The sequence below is a fragment of the Azospirillum sp. 11R-A genome, from assembly GCF_049472615.1.
Classification (GTDB): Bacteria; Pseudomonadota; Alphaproteobacteria; order Azospirillales; family Azospirillaceae; genus Azospirillum; species Azospirillum palustre.
In genome coordinates this window covers 1-12367 of the sequence record NZ_JBCEBL010000059.1, presented here as the reverse complement: position 1 = coordinate 12367, position 12367 = coordinate 1, and the positions used below count along the sequence as shown (strand labels likewise).

The 12367-nt window shown below is 68.9% G+C and carries 11 protein-coding genes and 1 rRNA gene; 10 read left to right on the top strand and 2 right to left on the bottom strand.

Features of this window, described 5'->3' with window-relative positions:
* Positions 1-186 precede the first annotated feature (186 nt).
* The 9 genes from VH569_RS34895 (at position 187) to VH569_RS34855 (ending at position 10123) form a co-directional block, all read left to right on the top strand.
* Positions 187-2052 (top strand): hypothetical protein, encoded by a 1866-nt coding sequence (locus tag VH569_RS34895; protein WP_423321826.1) that lies wholly within the window; start codon positions 187-189, stop codon positions 2050-2052.
* Positions 2053-2157: 105 nt separating this feature from the next.
* Positions 2158-3045, top strand: a complete 888-nt coding sequence (gene motA / locus VH569_RS34890; RefSeq protein ID WP_377807690.1) for a flagellar motor stator protein MotA — start codon at positions 2158-2160, stop codon at positions 3043-3045.
* Between the two features lie 6 nt (positions 3046-3051).
* On the top strand, positions 3052-4077 hold the full coding sequence (locus tag VH569_RS34885; RefSeq protein WP_423321824.1) for a flagellar motor protein MotB: 1026 nt from the start codon (positions 3052-3054) through the stop codon (positions 4075-4077).
* A gap of 210 nt (positions 4078-4287) precedes the next feature.
* Positions 4288-5532 carry a flagellar hook protein FlgE gene (locus VH569_RS34880; RefSeq protein ID WP_423321822.1) on the top strand — a complete coding sequence of 415 codons (1245 nt, stop codon included), beginning with the start codon at positions 4288-4290 and terminating at the stop codon, positions 5530-5532.
* A gap of 25 nt (positions 5533-5557) precedes the next feature.
* Entirely contained in the window at positions 5558-6955 is a 1398-nt protein-coding gene (flgK, locus tag VH569_RS34875; RefSeq protein ID WP_423321820.1) for a flagellar hook-associated protein FlgK, read from the top strand.
* A 4-nt stretch (positions 6956-6959) separates the two neighbouring features.
* Positions 6960-8063 carry a flagellin gene (locus VH569_RS34870; RefSeq protein WP_423321818.1) on the top strand — a complete coding sequence of 368 codons (1104 nt, stop codon included), beginning with the start codon at positions 6960-6962 and terminating at the stop codon, positions 8061-8063.
* Between the two features lie 10 nt (positions 8064-8073).
* Positions 8074-9237 (top strand): flagellar basal body P-ring protein FlgI, encoded by a 1164-nt coding sequence (locus tag VH569_RS34865; RefSeq protein ID WP_377807685.1) that lies wholly within the window; start codon positions 8074-8076, stop codon positions 9235-9237.
* Positions 9238-9281: 44 nt separating this feature from the next.
* Complete coding sequence (locus VH569_RS34860; protein ID WP_109050691.1) at positions 9282-9608, top strand: rod-binding protein; 327 nt, start codon at positions 9282-9284, stop codon at positions 9606-9608.
* On the top strand, positions 9605-10123 hold the full coding sequence (locus VH569_RS34855) for a flagellar protein FlgN (protein WP_423321816.1): 519 nt from the start codon (positions 9605-9607) through the stop codon (positions 10121-10123). The genes VH569_RS34860 and VH569_RS34855 overlap by 4 nt, the downstream gene beginning before the upstream one ends.
* Before the next feature lie 23 nt (positions 10124-10146).
* Here VH569_RS34855 and VH569_RS34850 read toward each other — a convergent pair whose 3' ends face one another.
* On the bottom strand, positions 10147-10683 hold the full coding sequence (locus VH569_RS34850) for a hypothetical protein (RefSeq protein ID WP_423321814.1): 537 nt from the start codon (positions 10681-10683) through the stop codon (positions 10147-10149).
* Positions 10684-10911: 228 nt separating this feature from the next.
* Here VH569_RS34850 and VH569_RS34845 point away from each other — a divergent pair, with 228 nt between their 5' ends.
* Positions 10912-12129 carry a glycerophosphodiester phosphodiesterase family protein gene (locus VH569_RS34845; protein WP_423321812.1) on the top strand — a complete coding sequence of 406 codons (1218 nt, stop codon included), beginning with the start codon at positions 10912-10914 and terminating at the stop codon, positions 12127-12129.
* A gap of 101 nt (positions 12130-12230) precedes the next feature.
* Here the strand turns inward: VH569_RS34845 and rrf are convergent.
* Positions 12231-12346 (bottom strand): 5S ribosomal RNA (gene rrf / locus VH569_RS34840).
* Positions 12347-12367 lie beyond the last annotated feature (21 nt).

Here is a 12367-nt window from a genome sequence, read left to right as displayed (position 1 = left end):
CGGGGCGCGGGTGGCGAGCTTCATGGAGCGGCGTAACCTGATCGTCGATGTCGGCGGGCCGCCGGTTCCGGGGGTGAAGCCGGGAGCCCCGGGGGACGCAGTGGAGGGGACGCCGGATGCGGTGGCCGCGGTTGCGGCGCCGGAGGTTGGGGGGAGCGTGGTGAGGAGTCTCGGGATAGCAACGCCGTGCGTCCCCCTCACCCCGACCCTCTCCCCGGGGGGGAGAGGGAGAAGGAGGGGGAGAGGGCGAACGCGTCTCTTCCCGTCGTCGCCAGCCTGGAAGGCGAAGTCCGCGACAGCATCCAGCAGACCCTGCGCCAGTTGGAGCGCATGCCGGAACGCCCGGCGAAACCCGTCCCGCAAGCCGCCGAGCCGCCCAAGCCGCCCGCTCCGCCGCCCATCGGGGCGATGGATCTCGCCGGCTGGGCCGGGGACGATTTCAACCGCACGCGCGAGGCTCTGCAAAGGGCGCTCGACACGGCGCAGGGCCGCGCGCGGGTCGAGGCGCAGATCGCGCTGGTCCGCTTCCTGCTCGCCCGCGCCATGGACGAGGAGGGGCGCGCGGCGCTGGAGACGGCGGCCAGCCTGTCGCCGGCACCCGACCAGCGCTATGCCTTGCGCATCCTGGGCGACGCCTTCCGCGCGCTCGACCGCGAGGACGCACCCGACGACAACCTGTTCGTCCAACTGCCGGCCGGCGCCATGCCCGACCACCATGTCTGGCGCAGCGTCGCGCTGGCGCCGACCCGCTGGACGACGGCGAAGGAGGGGCTGCCCATCGCGCTCCGCCGGCTGCTCGACTACCCGGCCGACCTGCGCAGCCGGCTGCTGACCACGCTTGCCGCCGCGGCGGACGAGGCGGGGGACAGCACGGCGCTGAACCTGATCGTGCTGGAGATGATCACCGTCGATTCGAAGGGCATGGCCGATGGCCGGCTCGATTATTTCCGCGGCCGCTTGGCGGAGCTGAAGGCGACGCCGGACGCGGCTCTCGAACGCTATGACGCCGCAGCGGGCTTGCGTCGCGGTCCCTTCGCCCGTCGGGCCGAGGTGCGCGCCATCGAGCTGCGCCGCAACCTGGGGCGGCTGGACGAGGACGGCGCCATCAAGGCACTGGAAGCCCTGCGCTTCGCCTGGCGCGGCGACGATGTCGAGACGGATGCGCTGGCGGCGCTCGGCGGCGCCTATGCCCGCAGCGGCAGGACCGACGCGGCGCTCGACATCTTCGGCCTGCTGGGACGGCGCTTCGGCGCCACCGCACGCGGGCGCGACGCGCTGGCGGCCGGGCGGACCCTGCTGACCGCGGTGCTCGACCGGCTGGAACGGTCGCCGCCGGGCGGGCTCTATGCGCTGGCGTTGCAGGCGCGGCACGGCCGGCTGGTGACGCTGGTTGACGGCCCGGACGGCGGGCTGCGCCTGAGGCTCGCCACGCTGCTGCTGCGCGACGGTTATGGGCTGGAGGCGACCCGCATCCTGCATGCGCTGACGGAAGGCGCCACCGGGCCGCGCCGGGCGGAGCTTGGCGCGACGCTGGCCCGCTCCCTGATCGACGGCGGGCGCGAGGGCGAGGCGCTGGATGTGCTGGCCCGCACCGGCGGGTCGGCGTTGGAGCCGGCCCTGGCCGAACGCCGCGCCCTGCTGCGCGCCGACGCGCTGCTCGGCGACGGCGACACCGTGCGGGCGCTCGACGCGCTACGCGGCCTGGGCGGGGCGGAGGCGGCGCGGCTGCGGGCCAAGGGGCTGTTCGCGGCCGGCGAATGGCGGGCGGCGCGCAGCGCCTTCGCCGAGCTGGCCGCCACCGGGGCGGAACCGACGGCCGACGATCTGGCCTTGCAGGGGTTGTCGGCCTATCTGGCCGGCGACGCGGAAGGCTTGCGCGGCTTCGGCCCGGCCCAGCGGGCGCGGCTGGCCGGCACCCGCTGGGCCGGGCTGCTCGATGCGCTCGCCCCGCCGCCCGCCGACGGGCCGCTGCGCGCGGAGTCGGTGGAGCGTGACCTTGCCGCGGCGACCGCGCTCGACCGGCTGGCGCGCGGGTGGCGGAAGTCCCCCTGACCTTGTGCGGCCCCGATCCGTAAAGCCGCTTTAAACGGCGGGCTGTAGCGTCGGCGGACCGTTGCCCCCAATCGCGATGGCCTTTGCACATCCGGAGAAGAAGACATGCGCTTGATGTTCGGGTTGATCGCGGTGTTTGCCAGCGTGCTCGGCGGGTTCTACGCGATGGGCGGGCGGATGGCAGTGCTGTGGCAGCCGGTGGAGATCGTCATCATCATCGGCGCCGGCATCGGCGGCTTCGCCATCGCCAACAGCCCGGCGGTTCTGCGCGACACGCTGCGCGCCGTCGGCACCATCGCCCGCGGCCGGACCACCCCCAAGAACGACTATCTCGACATGATCGCGCTGGTCTACGGCCTGCTGCGCGTCGCCAAGTCCAAGGGCATGTCGCAGATTGAGGCCGACATCGACAAGCCGGCCGACAGCCCGCTGTTCACCCAGTATCCCAACGTCCTGCGCTATGACCGCTGCATCACCTTCCTGTGCGACTATCTGCGCCTGATCGCGCTGGGGCAGGACAACCCGCACGACCTGGAATCGCTGATGGCGGAGGAACTGGACACGCTGGGCCGCGAGCTGAACCAAGTGCCGAAGGCGTTGCAGAATCTGGCAGACGCGCTGCCGGCGCTGGGCATCGTCGCCGCGGTGCTGGGCGTCATCAACGCCATGGGCGCGATCAGCGAGGCACCGGAGGTGCTGGGCCGGATGATCGGCGGGGCGCTGACCGGCACCTTCCTCGGCGTGCTGCTGTCCTACGGCATGGTCGGTCCCATCGCCAGCGCCGCCCGCCAGCGCCGCGAATCGGAACTGAACATGTATTTCTGCATCAAGGCGGCGCTGTGCGCCTACCTGCGCGGCAGCCCGCCGCAGGTCTGCGCCGAATATGCCCGCAAGGTGCTGTACACCGACATCCAGCCCAGCCTTGCCGAGGTGGAGGTCGCCACCGCTCTGTCGTCGCAGGCCAAGGCCCGCGACGGCCGCCAGGCGGCGTGACCGGCCATGCCGCGCAAGACCGCCCTGCCCCCGATCATCGTCAAGCGCCACCTCGGCAGCCATCATGACGAGGAAGAGCACAATGGCACCTGGAAGCTGGCCTACGCCGACTTCGTGACGGCGATGATGACCTTCTTCCTGGTGATGTGGCTGATGAACATCACCACCACCGAACAGCGCAAGGGCATCGCCGACTATTTCAATCCGGTCGCGGTGTCGCAAAGCAACTCCGGCGCCGACGGCATGCTGGCCGGCCGTTCGGTCGACAAGAGCGGGTCGCTGACCACCCCGAACGCCGCCGGCGATCAGGCGAGCCCGGTCGCCTCCCCGCCCGTCGTCGCCTCGGTCGGCGACAGCGACCGCCAGCCGGCCGGCCGCAGGGATCCGATGCCCCACCCGCCGGGCGGCACGGTTCCGCCGGTGGATCTGCTGCGCCCCGCGACGGAGAGCGCACCGGCGGCATCCGCCACCGAAGCACCGGCCCCCACTGTCCAGGCCACCCGTGCGGAGCTGGAGGCGCTGCTCGACCGCCAGTCCTCGGAACTGACGGAGAAGGCGGCGCTGGAGTCGCTCGAACGGGATCTCCGCCAGCGCATCGCCGCGTCGCCGGACCTCAGCGCCCTGCAAGCCAGTCTGGTGATCCAGCAGGTGCCGGAGGGCTTGCGAGTCCAGCTGACCGATCAGGCCCGCTTCTCGATGTTCAAGGTCGGCTCGGCCCAGATGAACGATCAGGGCCGGCGGCTGATGCGGATGGTGGCCGCGGCGCTGGCGTCGGTGCCGAACCCCATCGGCATCACCGGCCACACGGATGCGCTGGGCTATGCGCCGGATGCGAAGTACGGCAACTGGGAGCTGTCGAGCGACCGCGCCAACGCCGCCCGCCGCGAGCTGCTGGCCAGCGGCATTCCGGGCGGGCGCATCGTCCGGGTGGAGGGGCGTGCCGATCTGGACCATTTCGGCGCCAGCGACCCGCTCGACCCCAGCAACCGGCGGATCAGCATCACGTTGCTGCGACGGCCGGCAGGGCAATAGGCAGGAGCGATCAAGGCGGAAAACAATCAACAGAAAAAGCCTTACACATTTTAACAAAACCGCCCGCTTTTTCCTTTAAAGCCCCTTTAAAATCCCTTCGCTACCGTTAACCCCGCCAGTCATCCGCGGAGAATCCCGGAACGCACAACTTCCCTTCCGTTCGTCGTCACTGCGACGGCCCGTTCGACGGTTGACCAGAGGATTCCAAGGATGAGCCTTTACAGCGCCATGCGGTCCGGTGTCAGCGGCATGTCCGCGCAAAGCTCGCGCCTTGCCGCCATTTCGGACAACATCAGCAATTCGCAGACGGTCGGCTACAAGCGGGCCACTGTGGATTTCTCCACCCTGGTCACCTCGCCCGGCAGCCGCAGCACCTACACCGCCAGCGGCGTGCAGTCCGCCACGCACTATCAGATGCAGCAGGACGGCACGATCCTCGGGACCAGCTCGTCCACCGACATGGCGATCAGCGGCAACGGCTTCTTCGTCGTCGGCAACAAGGCATCCGGCACGCCGCAATATTCGCTGACCCGCGCCGGGAGCTTCCTGCCCGACGAGGCCGGCTTCCTGCATAACAATGCCGGCCAGTATCTGGAAGCCTGGAAGCTGAACCCCGACGGCAGCATGCCGAACGTCAGCAGCTCCCGCTTCGACGACCTCCAGTCGGTGAATGTCGGCAATCTCGTCTATGGCGGCAGCAAAACGACGCAGATGGATTTCTCCGGCAACCTGCCGGCCCAGGCCGCCACCGGCGACAGCTTCACCAGCAGCCCGACCTTCTATGACGGGCTGGGCAATCCGCTCGACCTGTCGATGACCTGGACCAAGGCCGCCGGCCCCAACCAGTGGACGCTGACCGCCACCGGCCCGGCCGGCTATACCGTGACCGGCGCGCCAGTGACGCTGACCTTCGCCGCCACCGGCCCCTATGCCGGCAAGCCGGTGGACGGCGCCGGCCTGCCGCTCGACCCGATGCCGGGCCTCACCGTCACCTCACCGGCCACGCCGACCGCCGACAGCTTCACCATGTCGCTCGGCAACCTCACCCAGCTGAACGGCGATTACGTGCCGACCGTCACCGGCGACGGCGCCAAGGTCGGTCAGGTCACCTCGGTCGACATCGACGACAGCGGCAAGCTGTGGGTGATGTACGACAACGGCGCCCGTCAGGCGCTGTACCAGATCCCGATCGCCACCGTCACCAACCCGGACGGGCTGGTCGCCCAGGACGGCAACACCTACACGCTGGGGGCCGACACCGGGACCCTGACGCTGGGTGCGGGCAAGCAGGGCGGCGCCGGCAGCGTCGTCGGCAGCGCGCTGGAGCAGTCGAACGTCGACATCGCGACCGAGCTGGTGTCGCTGATCGAAACGCAGCGTGCCTACTCGTCCAGCGCCACCCTGGTGCGCACCGCCGACGAGATGGTCGAAGAAACCACGCGCCTGAAGCGCTGAGCCCAGCCTCGACGGAGTTCCGGCCATGAGCGTCCAACTCGCCCTCACGTCCGCCCTGTCCGGCCTGCGCACGACGCAGCAGCAGGCGGCGATGGTGTCCCACAACCTCGCCAACGCCACCACCGCCGGCTATGTGCGCCGCGACCTCGACCTGTCGGCGGTCACCACCGCCGGCCGTGGCGCCGGGGTGAGGGTCGACGCCGTCGCCCGCAAGGTGGACGAGCTGCTGATCCGCGACGCGCGGTTCGAGACCAGCCGCTACAGCGGGCAGGAGGCGCGCGCCTCGGCGCTGGCCGACTATGCGCTGGTGCTGGGCCAGCCGCAGGACGAGAAGTCGGTCTCGACCCAGCTGTCGAAACTGCAGCAGGCCTTCTCCCGCCTGCACGACATGCCCAACGACGACGCGGCCCGCAACGCCGTGGTGTCGCAGGCGGTGGCGCTGGCCGGCGGGCTGAACCGTGCCGCCGAGGCGGCGCAGACGGTGCAGGACGACGCCAGGGGCCGGCTCCAGACCTCCGTCGATACGGTGAACACCTCGCTCCAGCGCATCAGCGACCTCAACGGCAAGATCGCGACCCTGGAGACGCGCGGCGGCGATGCCGGCGACCTGCGCGACCAGCGCGACCGCCTGCTCGATCAGGTCTCGCAGGAGATCGGCATCCGCACCTACAGCCGCGAGGACGGCCAGGTGGTGGTGATGACCCGCAACGGCCAGACCCTGCTCGACCACCCGTTGGCGCCGGGCGAAAGCCCGCTGACCCTGCTGGGGGACGAGGTGATGGCGAACGGCGTCACCCTGTCGGCCAACCCGGACAGCGAAATCCAGAGCGGCCGCATCATGGGCTATGTCCAGACCGTCAAGCAGGACATGCCGCGCGCCATGGCGCAGCTGGACGAGCTGGCCGCCGGCCTCGTCCAGGCCTTCCAGGGGGCGGAGGCCGACCCGACCCAGCCCGGCCTGTTCACCGATGCCGGTGCCGCCTATGGCGCCACCGCTGGGCTGGCCTCGCGTATCGCCGCCAACGACGCGGTGCGGACGGAAAGCTGGCGGGTGCAGAGCGGCGTCCAGGCGGCGGCCCCGCTCCAGCCGGGCGACCAGACGCAGATCGAGACCTTCCAGGCCGTCTTCACCGGCACCCGCAGCTTCGCCGCCACCGACATGCCGGCCAACGCGACGCTCGGCAGCTACGCCACCGCCATGGTGTCGGCCCAGCAGGGCTACCGCACCGGCGCGGAGTCGGAGATGAACGCGCGCAAGATCAGCGCCGACACGCTGGAGACCGCCCGCATCAACCGCGACGGCGTCAACATCGACGACGAGATGCAGAAGCTGCTGCTGATCGAGCAGAGCTACGGCGCCAGCGCCCAGGTGGTGCAGGTCGCCGGCCGCATGATCGACATCCTGTTGCAGATCAAGGGGTAAGCCGATGCTGTACAATGCCCTGTCCACGCTGGGGATGAGCCGGTCGCTGCAAAGCACCATGACCCGGCAGCAGATGGAGCTGACCCGCGCGAACGAGGAGGTGTCGACCGGCGTCCATGCCGACGTCGCCGCGACCATCGGCGCCGGCACCGGCCGCGACATCGCGCTGCGCAACCTGTTCGACCGCACCGACGAGTATGTGAAGACCACCGACCTGCTCGACGGCCGGATGAAGACGATGGACAGCGCGATGACCAGCATCCTCGCGTCGGGCACCGACCTGCTGGCCGCCGCCTCCACCGGGCTGGGGCAGCAGTCGCCGACCGGGACGTCTCTGCAAATCCGCGCGCGCGGCGTGCTGGATCAGGTGGTCGGGCTGCTGAACGCCTCGTCCGGCAACAGTTATCTCTTCGCCGGCACCGCGCTGGACCAGCCGCCGATGCGCAATGTCGACGGCGACAAGTCGGGCCTGCGCTCGCCGATGCAGATCGTCCGGGACGCCATCCAGTCGGCCACCGGCGGCACCGACATGCCGAAGACGGCGGCGGAGACCGCGGCGGTCGTCGCCCGGCTCGACGAGCTGTTCGCGGTGCGCGACCCGGCGACGCCGGCCCCGGCCCCGCTGACCGACAGCTTCGAAGGCGGCCTCTACACCGGCACCACGGCGCTCCAGCCCGGCGGCACCGCCTCACCGCGCGTCAGCGGCCAGCCGGCAGAGTCCACCGGCATCGCCTATGGCGTGCAGGCCAACGACCCGATGATGCGGCAGATGCTGGAAGGCATCTACATGCTGGCGGCGGTCGACACCTCGCAGATGGATGTCGACGCCTATCCCGACTACATCAGGACGGCGGTCGACAAGCTGTCCGGCGGGCTGGGCAAGCTGCGGGAGGCGACGGCTCAGCTCGGCATCCAGCGCGCCCAGGTCGCGACGCTGGCCGAGCAGCACAAGACGCAGAAGTCGATCCTCAGCCTGCAGATCGACAATCTGGAAGGGGTCGATCCCTACGAGGCCAGCACGCGGATCAGCCAGCTGGAGGCGCAGATCGACGCCACCTCCAGCGCCACCGCGCGCATCGCCAAGCTGCACCTGACCAACTACCTCTAGGCCTATCGCAATGAGCCCCGGCATCCAGGTCCCCCTATCGTACCGGCTCCGGCCCGCCTTGCGCCGCGCCATGGTGCTGGCCGGCGGGCTGCTGCTGGCGCTCGGCATGCTGTCGGCCGTGCCCGCGGCGGCGCAGACGCGGGTGAAGGATCTGGTCACCTTCGACGGGGTGCGCCGCAACCAGCTTGTCGGCTACGGCCTTGTCGTCGGGTTGAACGGCACCGGCGACCGGCTGATCAACACCCCCTTCACCGAACAGAGCCTGAAGGGGATGATGGAGCGGCTGGGCATCAACACCCGCGGCGAGACCCTGCGCACCCGCAACGCCGCGGCGGTGATGGTGACGGCCAGCCTGCCGCCCTTCCCGCGCCAGGGGACGACGGTCGATGTCACGGTCTCGGCGCTCGGCGACGCCACCAGCCTGCTGGGCGGCACGCTGGTGGTGACGCCGCTGCTAGGCGCCGATGGCGAGGCCTACGCCGTGGCCCAGGGACCGCTGTCGGTCAGCGGCTTCACCGCCGGCGGAGCGGCAGCGACGGTGACCAAGGGCGTGCCGACCACCGCCCGCATCGCCAACGGCGCCACGGTGGAGCGCGAGCTGAAATTCGCGTTGAACGATGTCGGCGCGGTGCGGATGGCCCTGCGCAACCCCGACTTCACCACGGCGATCCGCATCGCCGACGCGGTGAACGGCCGGCTCGGTACCGGCAACGCCCGGGTGGTCGACCTGACCACCGTCGACGTGCGGATCACCGGTGCCTATGTCGGCAACGTCTCCCGCCTGATCGGCGAGATCGAACAGCTGGCGGTCCGCCCCGATGCCATCGCCCGCGTGGTGGTGGACGAGCGCAGCGGCACCATCGTCATCGGCGACGACGTCCGGGTCAGCCGCGTCGCCATCACCCAGGGCAATCTGACCGTCCGCGTGGTGGAGACGCCGCAGGTGTCGCAGCCGCAGCCCTTCAGCAACGGCTCCACCGTCGTCGTGCCGCGCACCGACGTGCAGGTGCAGGAGGGCAACGGCCGCCAGTTCGTGACCGTCGGCGGCAATGTCAGCCTGCAACAGCTGGTCAACGGGCTGAACGCGCTGGGGGTGGGGCCGCGCGACATGGTCGCCATCCTCCAGGCCATCAAGGCCGCCGGTGCCCTGCACGCCGATCTGGAAATCATCTGACCCCCCCAAGACCGCGATGAACAGACCAGGATGGAGAGACGACGATGGACATCGCCGCAACGACCCTCCGCAGCCCTGCGACCCCCACGCCGGCAACCGCGACGCCGGCCCTCCCCAACCCGGAAGCGGCCGACAAGGTCGCGAAGGAATTCGAGGCGATGCTGGTCGGCCAGCTGATGGAAAGCATGTTCGCAGGCATGCGCGAAAGCCCGCTGTTCGGCGGCGGCGGCCCGGCGGAGAAGCCGTGGCGCAGCATGATGTTACAGGAATACGGCAAGGCCATCGCCGAATCCGGCACGCTCGGCATCGGCAGGATGACGCACGACGAGATCGCCCGCCTCTACGCCTCCCAAGCGGAGCAGCGCTCATGAGCGTCACCCTCAAGGACCTGATCCACGAATTCGCCCCCGACCTGCGGCCAGAACAGGCCGAGGCCGAGGGACCGGCCGTTCCCGATCCCGGCTATGACGGCGCCACCGCCCTGCTGGTGCGCGACTTCCTCGATGCGGTGGAAGCGCTGTCCGCCGTGCTGGAGGAGGAATCCGCCTGCATCGCCGCCGGCATGCTCGACCGGCTGGAGGCCTTCGCCCACCGCAAGGCGGCGATGGCCGAACAGCTGGAAGGCGCCTTCCTGCGCGCCCGCGACGAAGGCATCCGCCTGCCCGACGATCTGCGCGCGATGACGCTGGAGCGCATCGATCGGCTGGAACGGGCGGTGTCGGTCAACGCTTCCGGCCTCGTCGCCCTGCGCAAGGCGGTGCTGACCATCAACCGCAACCTGCTGACGGCGCTGGAGAAGGCGTCGAGCGACGGCACCTATGCCCGCGACGGACAGGCGCGCCGGCCGGTGGAACTGTCGGCCTCCGGTCTGAACGCCACGCTGTGACGCCTGTTAGAATCTGATCGGCTTTAGCGGCCCTTTACGCTGGACAGCTCGCCGGCCTGTTCCAGCTTGATGATGCTGGCGACCAGCGCGCGCTGGAATCCGCGGGCATCAGACGGCAGCGACACCCCGGCGCCGGTCGGCCAGAATTCGACGAAGGCGAGGCTGCCCTCCTCCCCCGCACCCGGCCATTCGAAGGCGACGCCCAGCCCGATCTCCTTCGTCGTCCGCCGATGGTCGGTGACGAGGATCTGCGCCTCCCAATGCATGCCGCCGGCGCCCTTGTCGGCCCGCTGCTGGCTCCAGTTCCGCAGATAGTCGCGGAAGGTCTCCGACTGGCGATCAAGCCGCACGTAGCTCGACCGGTCGGTCACCGTCTGTGCCAGCTTCGTGGTGTAACGCGCCTGGGTGAGCGCCCGCGTCACATCGGCGCAAAGCTCCTCGATCTGGGCGAAGCTGCGCTTCACCGTGTCAGCAAGCGCCGCCGCCAGGGCGGGACCGGTCAGCGCCGCCGCGGCGTGGTCCTTGCGATACATGTCGAAGAGATCGTCCGAATCGCCCATCGCCATCACCACGCCAGCGTCAAGGTCATCACCGCATGGGATGGACCACATCCGTCGAATTCAGCAAAAACATGTTAATAGCCGGTGAAGCGGCACCTGAAACACTCAGCTTAGTGCCCGAAAAGCCCAAATATCCCGGCGTCATCGCTTCTTCATCGAAACGGCATAAGATCATATCGGGTGATCGAGCACATGTGAGGCCCCGGACACCGTAAGGACACAACCACCATGCGCAGGCTGTTCGCACCGGTTTTCTTCATGGCCCTGGCGTTGCCCGCCGGTGCCGCTTCGGCGGCAACGGTGGAGGTCGGCCCCCGCCCCTATTTCCTGATCGACCAGATCCGCAATCCGGAGCTGAAGGCGAAGCTGGAGGCCTGTGCCGACAAGCCCCTGGAGAAGAAGCTCTTCTCCATCGCCCACCGCGGCGCGCCGATGCAGTTCCCGGAGCACACTCTTCAGTCCTACCGCGCGGCGGCGCGGATGGGTGTCGGCATCCAGGAATGCGACGTGGCCTTCACCGCCGACAAGCAGCTCGTCTGCCGCCACGCCCAGAACGACCTGCACACCACCACCAACATCCTGGCGACCGACTTGGCCAGGAAATGCACCAAGCCCTTCGTGCCGGCCGACGGGGACAAGCCGGCCTCGGCCGAATGCCGCACCAGCGACATCACCCTGGCCGAGTTCAAGAGCCTGACCGGCAAGATGGATGCCGCCAACACCAAGGCGGCCAGCGTCGACGCCTATATGAAGGGTACGCCCGCTTGGCGCACCGACCTGTATGCCGCGTCCGGCGGCACGCTGATGACCCATGCCGAATACATCCGACTGGTCAAGGCGCAGGGTCTGAAATTCACGCCCGAACTGAAGGCTCCGGCGGTCGACATGCCCTATCAGGGCTGGACCCAGGAAAATTACGCCCAGGCAATGATCGACGAATACAAGGCCGCCGGCATTCCGCCGGAGGATGTCTTCCCCCAGTCCTTCAACCTGTCCGACATTCTGTACTGGATCAAGGCCGAGCCGGCCTTCGCCAAACAGGCCATCCTGCTGGACGAGCGGGACGAAACCGACAAGACTTTCAACCACATGGACCCGGCCACCTTCAAGCCTTCGATGAAGGAGCTGAAGGAGATGGGCGTCAACTACATCGCTCCGTCGCTGCCACTGCTGGTGACCGTGGAGAATGGTAGGATCGCCCCGTCGGCCTACGCCAGGGAAGCCAAGGCCGCCGGGCTGAAGATCATCACCTGGTCGCTGGAGCGCTCGGGCCCGCTGCAGAAGGGCGGTGGATATTACTACAAGACGATCAACGAAATCGTGAATAACGACGGCATGATCTATGAGCTTGTCGATGTGCTGGCCCAGCAGGTCGGCGTCGAAGGCATCTTCTCCGACTGGCCGGCGACCGTCACCTATTACGCGAACTGCATGAACCTGAAGTGAACATCGAAACGCCCCGTCTCATTCGAGGCGGGGCGTTTCCGAAGTGTGTGAAGATGCAAGCATACGTGCTTTCGGATTGAAGCGTCTCCTGTGCCTGAGCGACCTGGCGGCGACCTACTCTCCCACGTCTTAAGACGCAGTACCATTGGCGCGGAGGCTTTTCACGGCCGAGTTCGGGATGGGATCGGGTGTTTGACACCTCGCCATGACCACCAGGTCACCGAGGCACAAGACCGAC